Raw genomic sequence first — 18,588 nt, forward strand, 5'->3', positions numbered from 1 at the left:
ACCACTAGCTTTTGTTTGAGCAGCAACCTGTAGCGCGCAAGCCCGCGGTGCCTCATTCGTTCGTCCCTCACGAGATTCGTAACTAAGCGCTACGATGGATACAGATGATTTTGCCCAGTAACAGTTAACACCCCAGTAATACTCATTCGGGAATGGACTCTCGCCAACTTCACGTGGAAGTGATTGTGTAAGTGGGCGTTGTATAAAGGAGATGTAATAGATGTCACTTTTTTTTGTGCACATACCTAAAACTGCCGGTACAAGCTTTAGGCAGGGGGCTGAAAAGTATTTTACGCCAGAGCGCATTGTTTATGATTATGGAGTGAACTCCAATGCGACCTCTCCTTTTGTGAAGAAGTCTTTGCATGGTGATCAACCTGATTTCTGGCAGTTCAAGCAGGCACTTGATAATCCAGCCATGATCGTGGGACATGTGACTATCGCGCGCTTTGTTTCCCTGTGGGGCGCGGGAAATACCGTTACCTTTCTACGTGAACCGCTGCAACGTATTGCCTCTGAATATGCCCATTTTGTCAGGAATATGGATTACCAAGGAAGCTTCAAGGAATTCTATTCAGGCCGTGGGATGCGTAATCGTCAACGTCGGGCTCTTTATGGGGTGAATCTTGAGTCTATCGGGTTTATCGGCTTAACAGAACGTTATTCTGAAAGTCTGGAAATGTTAAATGACCGCTTTGCAACGCGCATTCCCGAGCGCGAAGACAATCAAGGTAAGTCTCGTCTGGAGGATGAGTATGAGTTTGATGAAGAGGATCTCGTTGAACTCAGGAAATTGAATAGACGAGATATTGAGCTTTACCAGTACGCCTTAGCGTTGTTTGACTCACGCTATGCAATGTTCAAGTCTAACCAACCCTGGGCGCATGCTTGCCTTGTGGAGGCCACCACGGAGGGGGGCAGCGGTTGGGCCTGGTGGGCAGATGAGCGTGATGCACCGTTGGAGGTCGAGCTGTGGGTCAATGGTGAGCTTACCAGCACCGCACGCGCGGTGAAGTTTCGCCAGGAGTTGTGTAGCGTGCTGCCGCCGCGTGGTGGGTATGTGGGCTTCCATCTGCCTTTGAAATTGTCTCCTCTTGATAAAGTGCAGTGTCGTGTTGCTGCTACGGGCCAATGGTTTCCGCCAAGCCCGCGCCTCATTGAGGAAACGAAGACGTAATATCTTCAGGGGCAACGTCAGTTGGATTCTGGCAGTTAACGTTCGCTGAACTCGCTTTCTCGTTACCACGCGCTACGTTCCACACTCTATCTCCTCACCTAAAATGGGAACACCAGCGGCGTAATCAGTAGTACCGCCGCTGAATAGGTAAGGCTGACTGGCAAACCGATCTTCAGGAAGTCCGTGATGCGGTAGCGGCCGGGGGAGTAGACCATTAAGTGGGTTTGATAGCCAAACGGGATTAGAAAGCAGGCGCTGGCGCCGTACGCTACGGCCATTACAAACGGCAGCGGGTCGGCCCCAAAGGCGTGGGCGGTTCTCCAGGCAATAGGAAAGGCTAATGCAGCCGCCGCGTTGTTAGTTACCGTTTCTGTCAGTAGTAGCGTCAACAGGTAGCAGCCAATAAACGCGGCATAGACACCGTAACCACTGAATAGACCTTGCATACCAGTCGCTAGTAATCCCGCCGCGCCTGAGTTTTCCAATGCTTGAGCGATGGCTAACGCCGAACCAATAATTAGCCATAGCTCAAACGGGAAACGGCGACGTAGTTCTGCCAGGCTAATGACTTTCATTAGCAGTAGCCCCCCCAGCAGTACCAGTAGCCCATGAAAAAGTGGCAGCACATTAGCCGTGGCAAGGGCGATAACTGCTGCGAACCCCCCCAGGCTGAGCAAGCTCTCTCTGTTTCTCAGTTGCGGCCGAGTGAAGCTGCCGCTTAGTAAGTGGAAGTTACGGTCTAGATTGCGGTGCTGGCGGAAATCGGCGCTCACCGCTAGCAGTAAGCAGTCACCCACGCGCAGAGGAATTTTTCCCAGCTGTCCCTCTAAGCGTTTTTCTCCACGCCTTATACCCACCACGCCCGCACTGAACATGCTGCGGAAATCTACATCCTGCAGAGTTTTTCCTGACAACTCAGATTCGTGGGAAATGACTACTTCGACTAGGTTGGTCGCCAGCAGGTTATCGGCTTGATGGCCAAATAAGTGCAGCCCTGGAAAGCGCTGTAGGGCTTGCACTTTGCCCACTTCACCGGTGAATACCAGCGTGTCATAGGCTTGAAGTTGCTCATCCGGTGCCACGGGGCTGATCAGCCGCCCGTGTCGTTCTATTTCCAGTAAATAAAGCCCCTCTAAGCTGCGCAGGCCGTTTTTTTCGATGGTTTTCCCAATCATGGTTGAATCTGGTTCTAGATCTGCCGCTAGAAAGTAGGAGAGCTTCTCGTTGGTGTCTTCCAATTGGTGATGGGGTAGGGCATTAGCGCGCCACATTAAAACACAGAGGGTAATCAGCGCCACGGGGATACCCACCAAGCTAAATTGGAACATGCCCAGCTCGCTGCCACTGGCACTCAAATTAAACGAGTTCACTACTAGGTTGGTGGATGTGCCCACTAACGTAGTAATGCCGCCCAAGACCGAAGCGTACGAGAGCGGGATTAATAGCCGTGAAGGCGCGATACGCTGTTGGCGCGAAATGGCTCCCAGGAAGGCGGCTACCACTGCCGTATTATTCAAAAAAGCGGAAAGTATCGCCGTAATGCCCATTAAACGTGCTGTAGCAAGCCGCGGGTGACCTTTTAACAAGTGGCGTGATAGCCAGTCTAGAAGGGGTGAGCGTTCAAGCGCCAATGATACCAGCAACAAGAGCAGCAGTGTGGCAAGCGCAGGGTTGGTGTACTGGGTGAGCAGGGTGGCGGTGTCTACAAAACCGAGTAGCAAAAAAATAGCGGCTAATGTGACAAAAGCAATGGCGGGCTTTACGCGCCCGCTGATCAACAGCGCTAATAAAATCGTAATGGAGAACAGAACGGCCCAGGGGATCATGGTGGGTCCTTAAAAACGGTAACTTCATGGTTCGCTTGCTGGATTTTACGCAGGCTTTTATGATGGAGTCTAATAATTGCAATTCTTAGTTGTGATGATTTTTTAAATATTTATTAAATACATATGGTTATAAGAAATATTGAGCATTAAACATTTATCGCCTGAAAAGCTCAATGAGCGCCGCATGCAAGCTGTAAAGCTACGCTTGGATGGGGTAACGGTTGCGTTGGTAAGTCAGCAAACCGGGCTTTCTGCCCCAACCGTTTCAGCGGCCTGGAAGGCGTTTCGTGAAGGTGGCTGGGCGGCAGTGCCGGTGCGACCTCGTGGCCGTTTAAAAGGGCAAGCTAATGTGCTCGATGCCGCTATTCAACAACGGTTGTGGGAGGCGCTGTATGCCCCGCCACCCGCTGAACAACCAGGCTGGAACAGCGCTGACCTTGTGGCGTTTTTACGCGATGAGCACGGCGTTGAATTGACCCAGCGTGGCATTGAGCACTGGTGGGAAAACCAAGGTTTGAAGCATGAGCCGTGGCCGTTAAGCGCATTGGCTAAGCAGCGCTCGCAGCGTGGCCGATGGTATCGGCAGGCCGTTGCGCCGCGGTTTGACAGGTTAGAAGAGGCCAACCAGCGTTGGCAGGGCGGTGTGCGCCGGGTGGCGCATCCACAGCGTCCGGTTTATCAGCTCTATTTGCATGGCCCGCGCGGTAGGCTGTGGATGCGCTGTTTTAAGCGCCCGCCCTTGGCAGATGATTATTTGGCCGCGATGCAGGCACTCATTGGCAATAGTAAAGAAAGTAACAGGCCAGTCGCCTTGGTATTTCATGGCGCTTGGTTGTCAGCCAGCCCGCAAGTGACGGTTTGGTTGGCGCAACAAACGATGTTTTGGTTAGTGCCGGTACCTGCCGATATGGGCTTGGCTTCCTAGCACTTAAGAGCAAACTTTTTCACCTTACGTTGGGATAGATGATGACATCACTCACCCATTTACAGCGACTGGAAGCGGAAAGCATTCAGATCATGCGCGAAGTGGTTGCCGAGACTGAAAACCCGGTAATGCTTTATTCGGTCGGTAAAGACTCGGCGGTCATGCTACACCTGGCCCGCAAAGCCTTTGCACCTTCGCCACCGCCGTTCCCGCTGCTGCACGTTGATACCCGCTGGAAGTTCCGGGCCATGTATGAATTCCGCGACAATATGGCGGAAGAGATTGGTATGGATTTGCTGGTACATATCAACCCGGAAGGTGTCGAGAAGGACATCAATCCGTTTACCCACGGCTCGGCGATTCATACCGACATAATGAAGACCGAAGGCTTGAAGCAGGCGCTGGATAAGTACGGCTTTGATGCGGCCTTTGGCGGCGCCCGGCGGGATGAGGAGAAATCCCGTGCCAAGGAGCGTATTTTTTCGTTCCGTACCGCACAGCACCGCTGGGATCCTAAAAACCAGCGCCCGGAGTTATGGAAGCTCTATAACACGCGTAAGAATGGTAAAGAGTCGATCCGCGTATTTCCGATCTCCAACTGGACCGAACTGGATATATGGCAGTACATCTATCTGCAGAATATTCCCATCGTTCCGCTCTACTATGCGGCTGAACGGCCGGTGGTGGAGCGCGATGGTACGCTGATTATGGTCGATGATGAGCGCATGCCGTTAGAGCCCGGTGAAGTGCCCATGATGCGTAAAGTACGTTTCCGTACCCTGGGCTGCTATCCGCTCACCGGTGCGGTTGAGTCAGAAGCGGATACCTTGCCTGCCATTATCCAAGAAATGCTGTTGACCAAAACATCGGAACGTCAGGGCCGGGTGATTGATAGCGATAGCGCGGCATCCATGGAGAAGAAGAAGCAAGAGGGGTATTTTTAATGTCTCACTCATCTGACCTGATTGCTGACGATATCGAAGGCTACCTGAAAGCCCACGAGCATAAGGGCTTGCTGCGCTTCATTACTTGCGGCAGCGTAGACGACGGCAAAAGTACCCTAATTGGACGCCTGTTGTTTGAGTCCAAATTGCTGTTTGAAGATCAACTGGCAGCGATAGAAGCGGACTCGAAAAAATACGGCACCCAGGGCGGAGAGATGGATTTTGCGCTGCTGGTGGATGGCCTGGCCGCCGAGCGCGAGCAGGGCATTACCATTGATGTGGCGTATCGTTTTTTCTCTACCGAGAAGCGCAAGTTCATCGTAGCGGATACCCCAGGGCACGAGCAGTACACCCGCAACATGGTGACCGGGGCTTCCACGGCTGATGCGGCTATTTTGATGGTCGACGCACGCCACGGCATTTTGACGCAAACCCGCCGCCATAGCTTTTTGATGTCGTTAATGGGTATGCGCCACGTGGTGGTGGCGATCAACAAGATGGATTTGGTCGACTACTCCAAAGCGCGTTTTGATCAAATCGTTGAAGAGTACCGTGCTTTCGCCAAACAGCTGGGGCTGGAGAACATCACCTTCATTCCCATGTCGGCGCTGAAGGGCGACAATGTCATTGAGCATAGCGCCAAAATGCCGTGGTACCACGGTACGACGCTGCTGGGTTACCTGGAAACCGTCGAGCTGGATGCTGAGCATCTTCAACGCTCTCCCTTTCGCATGCCTGTGCAGTGGGTGAATCGCCCCAACCTGGATTTCCGCGGTTTTACCGGCATGGTGGCCAGCGGTGTGGTGCGCCCCGGCGACCAAATCCGTGTTCAGCCTTCTGGCAAAACAAGCACTGTCTCGCGTATCTATACCTTGGATGGTGACTTGGAAGAGGCCGTTGCCGGGCAGTCTATTACGCTGTTGCTGGAAGATGAAATTGATATTTCCCGTGGCGATGTCATTTCCGGCGTAGATGAGCCAGCTCACACCGCTGACCAGTTTGAAACTACTCTGGTGTGGATGCATGAAGCGCCGTTGTTGCCGGGCCGCCCTTACTTGATGAAGCTGGGCACCCAAACAGTGTCGGCGACCGTGACGGATATCAAGTATCAGGTCAATGTAAATACCCTTGAGCACACGGCGAGCAAGCAGCTTGATCTGAACGGTATTGGTATTTGTACCCTAAGCCTTAACCGTGCCGTTGCCTTCGATGCCTATAAGGACAACCACGATACTGGCGGCTTTATCCTCATCGACCGTATGACTAACAATACGGTTGGCGCAGGCATGCTCCACTTCGCCTTACGGCGTAGCCAGAATATTCATATGCAGCATGTGGATATTGATAAGCAGGCGCGTGCGTTGGCCAAAGGTCAGAAGCCCGCCGTGCTGTGGTTCACCGGGCTTTCCGGGGCGGGTAAATCGACCATTGCTAACCTGGTCGAGAAAAAACTCTTTGCCCACGGCCAACATACCTATCTGCTGGATGGCGATAACGTGCGCCATGGCTTGAACCGTGATTTAGGCTTTACCGATGCCGACCGAGTGGAAAACGTGCGCCGGGTAGCGGAAACCGCCAAGCTGATGGTGGATGCCGGGCTGATCGTGATGTCGGCGTTTATCTCGCCTTTCCGCAGCGAGCGCCAGCTGGCGCGGGATCTATTGGAAGCGGGCGAGTTTATCGAGATTTTTGTCGATGCACCGCTGGATGTCGTTGAGGCGCGAGACCCGAAAGGCCTCTACAAAAAGGCCCGCCGCGGAGAGCTGAAAAACTTCACTGGCATTGATTCCGTTTATGAAGCCCCTGAAGCGCCGGATGTTCATCTGAAAACATCCGAAATGGACGCGGAAGAAGCAGCGGACGCCGTGATCGTAGCTCTGCGTGAACGTGGAATGATTAGCTGATTTGAATGTGCAAGCTGTCAGGTGGTGGCGAGGATGGCCGCTACTTGGCAGCTTTTTTTTATGAAAAGGCTAAGTCTTCAGCTGGGCCTTATTAGAGGGATTAGATTATGGCGCTTATTGATCAAGCACTGCTGGATGCGGTTGAACGCATAGCTCGTGAAGCTGGCGACGCCATTATGAGCGTTTACGCGCGCGAATTCAGTGTGGAAGAGAAGGAAGATAAAAGCCCGTTGACCGAGGCTGATAAAGCAGCGCACAACGTTATTGTGCGCGGTTTGCAGGCGTTGCCGGTGCAGATTCCGATCCTCTCAGAAGAGGACATTGAGGGCTTTTCAGGTGCTGATGCCGAGGGCCGCTACTGGCTAGTCGATCCGCTGGATGGCACCAAAGAGTTTATCAAGCGTAACGGTGAGTTCACCGTCAATATTGCCTTGATTGAAAACGGTAAGCCGGTGCTTGGTGTGGTGACCGCGCCTGCGCTGAAGGTGGGCTATGTGGCCGCGCAAGGACTGGGCGCGTTTAAGGTTGAAGCCGATGGCCATCGTAAGGCCATTTCCGTGGCAGGCAAGCCTAAAGAGGGCGTAACGTGGCGCGTAGTGGGTAGCCGTTCCCACCCTAGCCCTGATTTGGCCGCTTGGCTTGAACAGTTGGGTGAGCACACCATGCTGCCCATGGGCAGTTCATTAAAGCTGTGCATCATTGCCGAAGGTTTTGCCGATGCCTATCCCCGCTTGGGGCCCACCTGTCTATGGGATACCGGCGCCGCCCACGCGGTAGTGCTCGAAGCTGGCGGTCGGGTAGAAACCCTGGAAGGCACACCCCTTAGCTACGCCAACCCCAGCGAAAAGCTCAACCCCTATTTTGTGGTGTGGGGGCATTAAGCCCAGGCGCCACTGGTCTTTGTTTTGGCACCAAGGTTGGTTGGGTGCCATGGGGCGTCGTTCCGCCGCCTCCCGCGGGTGCCTACGAACGCTCGCTGAACTCGCGTTCTTCGTTACCCGCGCTACGGGTGCACTCACTCGATTTCGGTGGTGTGATTACGTGCACACTCCCTTGGAAGCCTCACCTTCATGTGCCTGCGAGATTTAGTAGCGCGTGGTAAGCCTACGGCGCACCCGCGAAAGCAGCGCGGAGCGGTGCCGGGGTTTGGCTCGTGCAGGCAAGGTTAGTTGGTTGCCACGGGGCGTCGTTCCGCCGCCTCCCGCGGGTGCCTACGAACGCTCGCTGAACTCGCGTTCTTCGTTACCACGCGCTATGGGTGCACTCACTCGATTTCGGTGGTGTGATTACGTGCACATTCCCTTGGAAGCCTCACCTTCATGTGCCTGCGAGATTGAGTAGCGCGTGGTAAGCCTACGGCGCACCCGCGAAAGCAGCGCGGAGCGGTGCCGGGGTTGGTTCGTGTGGGCAGTGTTGTTTGGTTGCCACTGGGCGTCGTTCCGCCGCCATCCGCGGGTGCCTACGAACGCTCGTTGAACTCGCGTTCTTCGTTACCACGCGCTACGGGTGCACTCACTTGATTTCGGTGGGGTGATTACGTGCACACTCCCTTGGAATCCCCACCTTCAAGTGCATGTGTGATTGAGTAGCGCGTGGTAAGCCTCGGGCGCACCCGCGAAAGCAGCGCGGAGCGGTGCCGGTGTTGGTTCGTGTGGGCAGTGTTGTTTGGTTGCCACTGGGCGTCGTTCCGCCGCCTCCCGCGGGTGCCTCATTCGCTCGTGCCTCGCGAGATTCGTTACCACGCGCTACGGTATGTGCACTCATTTGAATGGGTGGTTTTCTTAGCGCGGCGTAAACCCCCTTCCTCTCATATACTCGTTACCTCGCTCTGCTGGGCTTATACTCCTGACGATTCACGATTCACGATTCACGATTCACGATTCACGATTCACGATTCACGATTCACGATTCACTTTTAAGGTTACTAAACAATGCGTAAATATTTCGGTACTGACGGTGTTCGCGGTCGCGTGGGGGAGTTTCCCATGACGCCTGATTTTGCTATGAAGTTGGGTTGGGCCGCAGGGCAGGTGTTGGGTGCTGAAGGTGTTAGGGAAGTGTTAATTGGTAAAGATACCCGTGCTAGTGGGTATATGTTGGAATCAGCTTTAGAGGCGGGGTTCTCCGCGGCGGGTGTTAATGTTGCCCTGGTGGGGCCGTTACCGACCCCTGGCGTTGCTTATTTAACGTCTACCTTCCGTGCGGATGCGGGGGTAGTGATTAGCGCGTCGCATAACCCTTTTGATGATAATGGTATTAAGATTTTCGGGCAGGGCGGTCACAAGCTTAATGATGTGCAAGAGCAGGAAATAGAGCGCTGGTTACAGACCGCCATTGATGGCGGCATGACCTGCGTTAGCTCCGAAAAACTAGGTAAAGCGCGCCGTATTGATGATGCCGCTGGCCGTTATACCGAATACTGCAAGGCTAACCTGCCAGGGCACTTGAGTTTGAACGGCCTGAAAATTGTTGTAGATAGCGCCAATGGTGCGGGTTACCGAGTGGGCCCGGCGGTTTTCCGTGAGTTAGGCGCTGAGTTAATTAGTATTCACGACAAGCCCAATGGACTCAACATTAACGAAAACTGCGGCGCTACCTCTATGCAGAACCTGTGCGATGCAGTGCTCGCCCACCAGGCGGATCTGGGGATAGCTTTGGATGGCGATGCTGACCGGCTGATGATGGTGGATCATACGGGATCCGTGGTAGACGGCGATGAGCTTCTATACCTGCTTGCGAAAGACGCGAAGCGTGCGGGATACAACGGCGGAGTGGTGGGCACCCAAATGAGTAACTTGGGGCTTGAGCAGGCGCTTCATGGATTGAATATTCCTTTTAAGCGCGCCAAAGTAGGCGACCGCTATGTGCTGGAACAGTTAAACGCAACGGGCTGGCGGTTAGGTGGGGAAGGCTCTGGCCACCTGTTAAGCCTGGATCATGCATCCACTGGAGATGCTATCATCGCCTCTTTGCGCGTGCTGACTAGCTTGTTAGAGCAACAGGCAACGCTGTATGACGCCAAACAGGGTATGCACAAGCTCCCGCAAACCTTAATTAATGTGCGTTATACCGCTCAAGCAGGGCATGATCCACTTGATACCCCAGCGGTACTGCAAGCCGTAGCATTGGTAGAACAACAGCTTGGCCAGACGGGCCGCGTGCTGCTGCGTAAATCTGGCACGGAACCATTGATTCGCGTGATGGTCGAGGCTGTGGACGCTGATCGGGCGCAAGGCAGTGCACAGCAAATTGCTGATGCGTTTTCTTAGGTGAACACGGTAGGTTCTCCCGTTAGACGAGGTAATGACTTTTGACATCATCTTCAACGCTTAGCTTGCCCCCTGAGCATAAGACAGAGAGGCATTTGTCAGATATCGCGGACGTCGAGCAAAGCCCTTGGTTTGATGCTGACTGGTATATGATGCAATACCCTGATGTAGCTGTTTCCGGTATGTCGCCAGCGCAGCATTATCTGTTGCTGGGGGAAGCCTGGGGTCGAAAAGCTGGCCCGCGTTTTGATGCCGAATATTACCTTCATAACCATCAGGATGTTGCTAAGGCGGGCGTTAGTCCATTACTGCACTTCACGCGTAATGGCGAAAAAGAGGGGCGCATGCCAGTTGATCTTCTTGCGCACCAGGTTGAGGAGCTGCTTTGGCAACAAGCTGACTCCTCGTCGCCATTTACAACATTGAACGGCCTGCTTAATCACCAAGATCCCTGGGAAGCCAGCTATGCGGCATGGGCGTTGGGGCGTTGGTATGCTTGGCAAGGTGAGTGGCAGCGCTGTGCTGAGGTGTTGTCAGGCCGTCATCAATTACAGGATGTTAAGCCTGCTACCGCGGCCCCCTGGTTATTAGAGGTGGAGGCCCTTGTCAACGATGGTCAGCTCGTAGGGGCTTGGAAGCGTATCAAGCAGTTAATGGCTGCATTTCCCGACTACCCTGATACCTCCCTAGCACTCGCTAATTTGTTGGCAGTGCAGGCCGCTGCTCTAGCCGGGGAGTCCACCACGCCTCCATCGTCTTCACAGGCACAGGCATTAACTGAGCAATTTCGTTTACGGCATATTAATGCGCTGTTTAACCGTACCAATCACTACCCGCTCGCCCTTAAAGACGCCAACCAGCCCTTAACACTCGATAACTTAACCTTCGAAAGTACAGCAGAGGCTCGTTCTTCTACGCGTGAGAACGGTGAGCTGGTCAGTGTCATTATGCCGTTATTTAACGCAGAGGCTCACTTGGTAACGGCACTGCGCAGCCTGGCAGAACAGTCTTATGCCAATATAGAGGTTATTGTGGTAGACGATGCGTCTACCGATGACTCGTTAGCCGTGGCCCAGGCATTTAGTCAGCAGGATTCTCGTTTTCGGGTGCTAACTCAGCCTACCAATCAGGGGGCGTACGCTGCACGGAACCGTGGTCTAGCGGCAGCGAAGGGAGCTTTTATCACCGTTCACGATAGTGATGATTGGTCGCACCCTCAAAAGCTTGAGGTGCAGGTGGGAGGCTTGGAAAGCAAGCCTGAGTGGAAGGCGTGCTTTAGTGATTGGGTTCGCTGTTCTACTGAAATGCTCTTTACTCGTTGGCGTGTTGAAGCAATGGATGGGTGGATTTATCGCAATACGTCATCGTTTATGTTTCGACGGGAGGTTTTCGAAACATTAGGGTTTTGGGATGTTGTGAGAGTGGATGCTGATACTGAGTACTTTCAGCGCTTTACGACTGTTTTTGGCGCTAAGTCCTTTGGTGGCGTTAAGAGAGGCGTTCCGCTGGCCTTTGGCCGTAGCTTGCCCAGCTCGCTTAGCCAGGCAGGCCCCACGCACTTAGTTACCCAGTTTAACGGGGTACGCAGTGATTACCGCTATGCGGCGGCTCAGTGGCACGAGAGTGCCGAACAGCCAAGTGATTTGTACTTGCCAGCCAATCCCGATGTTCGCCCCTTCCCAGCACCAGCTGCCAACTTGCCCGGTTGAGCTGGTATCCTATTGCCAATTTATTACGTGTTAGGAATTCATTGTGAGCCAGCAACAGCATTCGTTAGCGCCCAACGCTACACAAGACCTTGCTATCAAGCCTTCTATCAATACGTTGGCCCAGGGATCCATGTTTTGGCAGCCTGATTACCGTGAGGCATCTCCCTGGCTGGAGCATTTACCATTTCTGTTTTGGTTGGTAGAAGCTTTGCGGCCACAGCAGTCAGTGGGGCTGGGGGTCGATAGCGTAGCGCACTTTGCGGTTTGCCAAGCGGCCTCAAGGCTTCGCCTGGGTACGCGTTGCTTTATGGTGGGAGCGCATGAAAGCGCTGAAAACAAGCAGGATGCCGAGGCTATTCGGGCCTATGCCGCGGATCACTTCGCCACCATTAGCCAGTGGCTAGAGGCGACTCCCACACGGGCGATTGAGCAGTTTGATGAGGGCTCAGTTGACCTGTTATTGCTGCATGTAGAAGCCGACGATAACAGCGTGGATTATCTGCTGGATCGCTGGTTATCCAAGCTTTCATCAGAGGGTGTCGTGGTGGTGCCTGGGGTTTCTCGCCGTGAGCCAGGCTGCCTTGTATTCCGCGCTTTTGAAACTCTCAAAGCTCGCTACCCGCACTTTGTGTTTCACCATGCCGGTGGACTGGGGCTTATTGCGGTAGGTAATAATCTGCCCCCGTTGCTTAAAAACCTTTTAGGCGCGTTGGAATCGGCGGCCTCTACACAGGTGGTGCAAGATGTATTTGCCCGCTTGGGGCGCAGTTGCCAGGATAAAGTAACTGTGCGGCACCAGCAGGCACTTTCACAAGCCCTGGAAACCCGAGTAAACGAACAGGCGAGTAACCTGGCAGTTGCCGAACAACAGATAAATGAGCAGGCAGAGCAATTACAGCAGGTGGTTGAAGAGCGCGATAAGCTGAAAGCGCGCCTTGAACAGCAGGAGTCGCGGTTTGCCCAGGAACGTGGCTGTTTGGCCGAGCGGGTGAGTTCGCTGGAAGAATTTAACGACGAGTTGAAAAAAGAGCTGATGCGCCAGCGTGAACAGGGGGAGCGGCAAGCGGCCGAAGCCCGTGAGCAAAGTGAGCGCTATGCTGCTGAGTCACGTGAGTATGCTCAAGCTTTGAAAGCCAGCGAGCAGTCGCTAAACCAAGCCCAGCATGAGGTGAGTGAACATAAGCAGATGCTGGAAACCCGCTTTAGCGAATTGGCAAAACTAACCAGCCTGCTTGAAGCTAATGAAAAGAGCTTGCGTAGTGCCCATGAAGAGAACACTGGATTAACTAACAAGCTGCAAAAAACCGAGACCTCGCTGCAGGCGCGCTTTAATGAATTGGGCCAGTTGACCCGCAAGCTGCAAGAAGCGGAGCAGCGCATTGGCGGTGTTGAAAAGAGCCGTTCAGATCTTGAACAGCAGTTGGCAGAGCAAAAGAAAGCGCAAACTACGCTTTCTGACCAACTAAAAGCTGCAACTGAGCGTGAAAAAGAAGCGCTCAGCGCTGTTGACGAGCGTTTCCGCGAGTTAGCTGTGCTAACCGAACTGCTAGAGAAAAACGAAGCGCAACGCGGGCAGTTGAAACGCGAGCTTGATGATACAAAATCTGCGAACCAGAAGCTCGAAGTGGATGCTAAAGCCAACCGTGAAACGCAGGCTCAGCAGCGTCGCGAAATAGAGCGTCAATCTTATGAGTTAGCCAATCTAGTTGATCAGCTAGAAGCCCTAAGGGCAGCACCGCCCATTGCTGATACGTCTACTGAAGCGGAGATAACAGCCCCAAAAAGTGTTGCTAAAGCCCCACCGCTGACAAAGCGAGCGATCAAGCGGCAGGTCGCGTTAATCGAAGCGAGTCAGTGGTTCGACGCTAAGTGGTATTTAGCGCAATACCCGGATATTGCTCGTGATAGCAAAATGTCGGCAAATCCGGCCCGCCACTATTTGTTAATGGGCGGTTTCGAAGGGCGTAACCCAAGCCCTGGGTTTGACTCTGCGTACTACCTTCAGCACAACCCCGACGTGGTCGAAAGCGGGATAAACCCGCTTGTACACTATCTTAAGTTTGGTGAGAAAGAGCAGCGTAGTACTCAAGCATAGTACTAATGCGTAGTGCTAAAACGAAGCACTAAAACGTAGTGCTAAAGCATAGTACTAAGGCATAGTACAAAGGAACTGTAATGAGCGATGCTAACCGTAAGTTGTTATTGGATGCAGAGTTATTTAATGCGTCGTGGTATGTAAACCGTTACCCGGATGCGCAGCATAGCCAGCTTTCTCCGCTGGAGCATTTTCTGAATTATGGCTGGGCACTTGGCCGCTGCCCAGGGCCTGGTTTTGATCCTGAGGAGTATTCCCGTCGCTACCCTGATGTCGCTACGTCAGGGCTAAACCCGTTGTTACACTATCTTCACCATGGCCGCAGCGAAGGTCGGCGGGCAGTAGTGGGGCAGGGGGATTCCCCCGCAGTGCCACAGCTGGCTGTCGTTTTACATGCTTATCATCTTGAATTGGTGGCACTGTTAGGTGACAGGCTTGCCTTGCTGAAAGAGCCTTTTGATCTGTTTATTACCACGTCCCATGCGCCGAATACGCGGGAAATTGTGGCGCTCCAGAAACGCTATCCTGGTGCAAAGGTGGTGCACTGCGCTAATCGGGGGCGTGATATCGCGCCATTTTTCTCCCTAATACCTCGTCTACAGCGTTACACGCTGTGTTTAAAGTTGCACACTAAACAGGGTGTAACGCCAGTGGCGAAACAGTGGCGAGATACGCTTTTGAGTAGCGTATTACCGAGTGGCGGCGGCGTGCAGGCGTTGCTGCATAAGCTACGCAGCGACCCCCGCTTGCAGTTAGCTGGCCCACAGCGGTTGTTTATGAGCCAGTTGGCCATGCGGTTTGGCAATGGCCCATGGCTGGAAAAGCTTGCGCCGCGGGTCAATGTATCGCTGGAAAGCGATTGGGGCTTTTTTGCTGGCAGTATGTTTTGGTGCCGCCCCCAGGCGCTATCCGCTTTGGCCGCCGAAGTAGCACCGTTGATGTTTGAGCCAGAGACCGGCGAGCAGGACGGTGAACTATCTCATGCGCTGGAACGTTTGGTGGGTGGTGTGGTGCGCCCCCAGTCAGAGCGGGTGTTGTTGTTACCCCATGGGTCTAATGGCGAGCTTTCGCCTTATCTCATGGAGACCGAGCTGGAAAGCACCATGCCATCAGAGCTGCTGATCGATAGCAGTGACCTTCAAGCGTTGCAGGCGTCTGGTAGTAGTCGTGTGAAAGCGGCCAGAAAACAAGGGGTGAATGGAGATATTAACCTCAACGGCGATCTCGCGATTTGTGGCTGGCTGGCGGACAGTGGTTCCAGCGCGCCACGTTCGGCGTTGATCCGTATTGATGGTCACCATGATATTGAAGTGATCGCTAACCAGTTTCGCAATGACCTGCGTGATAACGGCATTCATGAAGGGCGCCATGCCTTTGAGACATATCCGCCGGTTGAGTTGGTAGACGGCCAAAACCACCACCTTGAGTTAATCGACACCCTGAGTGGCCATGTGGTGGCCAGTGGCGATGCTGTCTGGGAGTTTCAGCGTTCTTTTAGCGATTTTGCGGGTTATCTTGCCCATGGTCTGGTTGATCCTTATCTGTCGCGCCCGTTTCGCGAGGCTGATAAGCGATGCCTGGCCGCCATGGAGAATGTGGCGGATGGGCTGACTCGTGATGCGCAAGCACTCGCAAAGGCTCCGCTAGTTACTGTCATTATGCCCTGCTTTAACCGTTTGGATACCATTGAGGCAGCGGTCGAGTCGGTGAGTAGCCAGGTGTATGCCAACTGGGAATTGCTGTTGGTAGATGACGGCAGTACCGATGGTACCCGTGAGTGGTGTGAGCGGCAGGCCGCCAAAAACGAACGTATTCAACTGATTGCTCTGAAAAAAAATCGAGGTGTCTCCCATGCGCGCAATCAAGGGTTGGAGGTAGCGCAGGGGGCTTATATCGCTTACCTGGACTCTGATAACGTTTGGGATCCACGCTATTTGGCTGCCATGGTGGGGGCTTTTAGCCGCGAACCCACGGCTAAGGCGTTTTATTCAGGCTTATATCGCTACACCGGCAATGCCACAGAGCCTTCCGGCGTGCTGTTTGGCCCTTTGAATCGCGCATTGTTGTTCAATAGGAACTATGTAGACCTCAATGCGTTTTGTCACACTCGCGAGGCCTATCAACAGTGTGGGGGCTTTGACGAGACGCTGCCGAGGTTTGTGGACTGGGATTTGATCCGCCGCTATAGCCAGCGGGTACGGCTTTGTTCAGTGCCGGTCGTATTAACCCACTATTATTATGGCCGTGCCGCTAACACTTTGACGGCTAACACGGAGTACGTGGGCTATTTAGACCAGGTGCGTGAGGCAACTGGGCATCAGTGGTCTGCCGCTAAATCAACAGCCTCTACTGCACTGCAGCGAGGGGTGTCGGTGGTTATCCCCAGCTATGAGTCGTTGGAGGATCTGCGTGATTGCCTAACTAGCCTGGAAGCGCTGGCACTGGGCGATAAGCTGGAGGTGATCGTTGTCGATAATGACTCTTCGTCTCCGGTGAAGAAGTTCCTTGAAGAGGCTCAGGCTGCAGGGCGCCTGAAAGCAATTTTTAATTCCTGCAACTATGGCTTTACTCACGCAGTTAATCTGGGGTTGGCAGCGGCTAAAACAGACCACGATTTGATGCTGCTTAATAACGATGCGCAGGTTGAGCCAGGTGCGTTGGAGGCTATGCAATTGGCAGCTACTCAATTGCCAGAGTGTGGCCTAGTCGTTCCCCAGCAAATTTTGCCTGGTGGTACGCCCACTTTAACCACCCACGTGCCTTACGCTGATGCCGATCAACCCTGTGATGTCAATCTTTCGGCTCATCACGGTAATATCGTGACTCCGCCGTTATTGCATGACGGACGGGTGCTGGAGATTAGCTTCGCGCCGTTCTTCTGTGTCTATATTCCCCGCGAAACGTATCGTCTCGCTGGGCCTCTTGATGCGCAGTTTGGCCGCCATTACCGCTCCGACCGTATTTACTGCGACGTGGTAAGACACCTTTTAGGGCTGCGTATTTATCATGTCAGCGATGCTTGTGTTGTGCACAAGCTGCAGAAGTCTACGCGGGTGCTTTCTGGTCGATCCAATAGTCAATTCGATCTAATGTTCAAGAAAAATCAGTGGGATGAGCCAACGCGACGGTCCCTTGGCTTTCGTAAAGCAGTATGGGATATCTGACCAGAAGAGCTTCGCTTTTGATGCCGCTGCACTTTCCCGTAACGGGGGTGTCTGAGTGTCCACGTGGCCCATCTTTATGGGCCTGATCAAGCGTTCTTACAGTCAGCTATGGACGGTTTCACTGAGAATGATTGAAAACCTAACTTTTAAAAACCGAGCCCTTAAAAACCAGTGGGAGATGCCTGTCATACGTTTCGCTCGCTTTGTTAAACGGTTTGTTGGGCGGGATACCATGAACCGCTATACCCCTGGGCTTCGCTGGCACCTTGATTTCCCTGATGCTCAACGCCTCCCATGGTTACTCCCGGGAGGTTGGGTCGTGCAGGGATGGGTGGTGCTGCCTGAAGCATTAGCCGAGTGGGTGGGTAAGGCTGAAATTATTGCCCAGTGGAACAAAACCTTCGAGCTTTGCCATCCCCTGACGGTTCGACGCCCTGATGTCATTGAAGCGCTTTTTGGTGCCGCTGATGAGTCACATCCTCAAGTGCAGTGTGGCTTTCGTTTTACTGTGCCTCACCGTTTGGAGCAGTTCTCACTGTTTCTGCGCTTAGGTGATATGCAGTTTCCCCTTTCTCAGGTAGACATACCGTCTGGCGTTCATTTAGATGAAGCACCCCCTCCTTCCCTTAAAGTGCTTGAGGGTAAGCAAGGGTGGTTGTTTTTAGATAATGACACCAATGGGAGTGTGGATCAGTATCGGGGGCGGCTTCGTCTCACGGCAGGTGGGGTAGAGCAGTGGCAGCAGTACTTACAAGGCGTTGACCAACTGGCTGAAACTGCCGAGGCCGCTCATGCCGTCTTGGTGGCACCTTCTAAAGAGAGTGTCATGGGGCCTAGCTATCATCCGTTTGCTGAGGGTGGTAATGGCCCCATACAGCAATTAATGGCGCTACCTGAAGCACGTAATATTGTTTACCCTCAAGCACTTTTGACTCAGTTGGGCGATGAGGCCTTTATTCGCACGGATAGCCACTGGTCCCAGCAAGGTGCGATGGTGGCTGCAAAAGCGCTGGCAACGGCGCTTGGCCTTGATTCCCAAGCGGTCAACGCGGTTTTTGCCGAAGATGAGTACGTGCAACGTAAAATTGTCGGCGACTTGGGCAATAAATTTACGCCAGAGCGCCATTGCAACGTAGAGATGCTGCGCTCATTCAGCTATATGAAGTATCGCTATTACGATAATGGCTTACCCAACTTTGGGCGTTTGTCGGTGTTAGTGAATGACCAAGCACTGATGCCCGGCGTGTGTTTACTCTTTGGCTCCTCCTCCAGCTATTCGATGCTTAACTACTTATGCCGTCTATTTCAACAAGTGGTGTTTGTGCACAGCGCCGGAAGCCTCGATCCTGAGCTGGCGAAAGCGGTTAAACCGGCTTATTTGGTGGTGCAAACCAATGCACGGTTTATGGTGCAAGTACCCGAGGTTGATCAATCACTTTTGAAGTTAATTGATGAGAAACGTGCCCGGCTATCCGAGGATGAGTGGATTGTGGTGGCTAAGCGAAAGGTCTCAGTCGCACACGATGATGCATTGATTAATAAACTTAATTTAACACCCTGGCTAGTCTAGCAGGG

General features: G+C 53.3%; 11 protein-coding genes. 10 read left to right on the top strand and 1 reads right to left on the bottom strand.

Going from position 1 to position 18,588, the window contains the following annotated elements; all coding sequences use genetic code 11:
* Positions 1–220 precede the first annotated feature (220 nt).
* A complete protein-coding gene (locus JI62_RS17070; RefSeq protein ID WP_088701281.1) occupies positions 221–1,177 on the top strand; it encodes a sulfotransferase family 2 domain-containing protein in 957 nt (318 codons plus the stop codon).
* A 98-nt stretch (positions 1,178–1,275) separates the two neighbouring features.
* Here JI62_RS17070 and JI62_RS17075 read toward each other — a convergent pair whose 3' ends face one another.
* Positions 1,276–3,003, bottom strand: coding sequence for an SLC13 family permease (locus JI62_RS17075; protein WP_088701282.1), 1,728 nt, complete (start codon positions 3,001–3,003; stop codon positions 1,276–1,278).
* A gap of 184 nt (positions 3,004–3,187) precedes the next feature.
* On the opposite strand from JI62_RS17075, the gene JI62_RS17080 reads away from it, so the two are divergent.
* The 9 genes from JI62_RS17080 to JI62_RS17120 all read left to right on the top strand — a co-directional run bounded on the left by JI62_RS17080 (position 3,188) and on the right by JI62_RS17120 (position 18,583).
* Positions 3,188–3,928 (top strand): helix-turn-helix domain-containing protein, encoded by a 741-nt coding sequence (locus tag JI62_RS17080; protein WP_088701283.1) that lies wholly within the window; start codon positions 3,188–3,190, stop codon positions 3,926–3,928.
* 41 nt (positions 3,929–3,969) lie between these two features.
* The gene (gene cysD, locus JI62_RS17085; protein WP_088701366.1) at positions 3,970–4,872 is read left to right on the top strand and encodes a sulfate adenylyltransferase subunit CysD; all 903 of its coding nucleotides are present in this window, start codon (positions 3,970–3,972) and stop codon (positions 4,870–4,872) included.
* Positions 4,872–6,776, top strand: a complete 1,905-nt coding sequence (gene cysN / locus JI62_RS17090; RefSeq protein ID WP_088701284.1) for a sulfate adenylyltransferase subunit CysN — start codon at positions 4,872–4,874, stop codon at positions 6,774–6,776. The genes cysD and cysN overlap by 1 nt, the downstream gene beginning before the upstream one ends.
* A gap of 107 nt (positions 6,777–6,883) precedes the next feature.
* A complete protein-coding gene (cysQ, locus tag JI62_RS17095; protein WP_088701285.1) occupies positions 6,884–7,657 on the top strand; it encodes a 3'(2'),5'-bisphosphate nucleotidase CysQ in 774 nt (257 codons plus the stop codon).
* Between the two features lie 1,050 nt (positions 7,658–8,707).
* On the top strand, positions 8,708–10,045 hold the full coding sequence (gene glmM, locus JI62_RS17100) for a phosphoglucosamine mutase (RefSeq protein ID WP_088701286.1): 1,338 nt from the start codon (positions 8,708–8,710) through the stop codon (positions 10,043–10,045).
* A 95-nt stretch (positions 10,046–10,140) separates the two neighbouring features.
* Entirely contained in the window at positions 10,141–11,754 is a 1,614-nt protein-coding gene (locus JI62_RS17105) for a glycosyltransferase family 2 protein (RefSeq protein WP_240513280.1), read from the top strand.
* 43 nt (positions 11,755–11,797) lie between these two features.
* Positions 11,798–13,849 carry a hypothetical protein gene (locus tag JI62_RS17110; RefSeq protein ID WP_088701288.1) on the top strand — a complete coding sequence of 684 codons (2,052 nt, stop codon included), beginning with the start codon at positions 11,798–11,800 and terminating at the stop codon, positions 13,847–13,849.
* A gap of 80 nt (positions 13,850–13,929) precedes the next feature.
* The gene (locus JI62_RS17115; RefSeq protein WP_088701289.1) at positions 13,930–17,013 is read left to right on the top strand and encodes a glycosyltransferase; all 3,084 of its coding nucleotides are present in this window, start codon (positions 13,930–13,932) and stop codon (positions 17,011–17,013) included.
* A gap of 232 nt (positions 17,014–17,245) precedes the next feature.
* Positions 17,246–18,583 carry an alginate O-acetyltransferase AlgX-related protein gene (locus JI62_RS17120; RefSeq protein ID WP_240513281.1) on the top strand — a complete coding sequence of 446 codons (1,338 nt, stop codon included), beginning with the start codon at positions 17,246–17,248 and terminating at the stop codon, positions 18,581–18,583.
* The last annotated feature ends 5 nt before the right edge of the window (positions 18,584–18,588 follow it).

Source organism: Halomonas campaniensis (assembly GCF_002211105.1).
Lineage (GTDB): Bacteria > Pseudomonadota > Gammaproteobacteria > Pseudomonadales > Halomonadaceae > Vreelandella > Vreelandella campaniensis_A.

Bases quoted from the DNA above. Each gene is read 5' to 3' on its own strand.
- JI62_RS17115 (WP_088701289.1), top strand. From the start codon at position 13,930: ATGAGCGATGCTAACCGTAAGTTGTTATTGGATGCAGAGTTATTTAAT.
- cysD (WP_088701366.1), top strand. From the start codon at position 3,970: ATGACATCACTCACCCATTTACAGCGACTGGAAGCGGAAAGCATTCAG.
- glmM (WP_088701286.1), top strand. From the start codon at position 8,708: ATGCGTAAATATTTCGGTACTGACGGTGTTCGCGGTCGCGTGGGGGAG.
- cysN (WP_088701284.1), top strand. From the start codon at position 4,872: ATGTCTCACTCATCTGACCTGATTGCTGACGATATCGAAGGCTACCTG.
- JI62_RS17080 (WP_088701283.1), top strand. From the start codon at position 3,188: ATGCAAGCTGTAAAGCTACGCTTGGATGGGGTAACGGTTGCGTTGGTA.
- cysQ (WP_088701285.1), top strand. From the start codon at position 6,884: ATGGCGCTTATTGATCAAGCACTGCTGGATGCGGTTGAACGCATAGCT.
- JI62_RS17120 (WP_240513281.1), top strand. From the start codon at position 17,246: ATGAACCGCTATACCCCTGGGCTTCGCTGGCACCTTGATTTCCCTGAT.
- JI62_RS17075 (WP_088701282.1), bottom strand. From the start codon at position 3,003: ATGATCCCCTGGGCCGTTCTGTTCTCCATTACGATTTTATTAGCGCTG.
- JI62_RS17070 (WP_088701281.1), top strand. From the start codon at position 221: ATGTCACTTTTTTTTGTGCACATACCTAAAACTGCCGGTACAAGCTTT.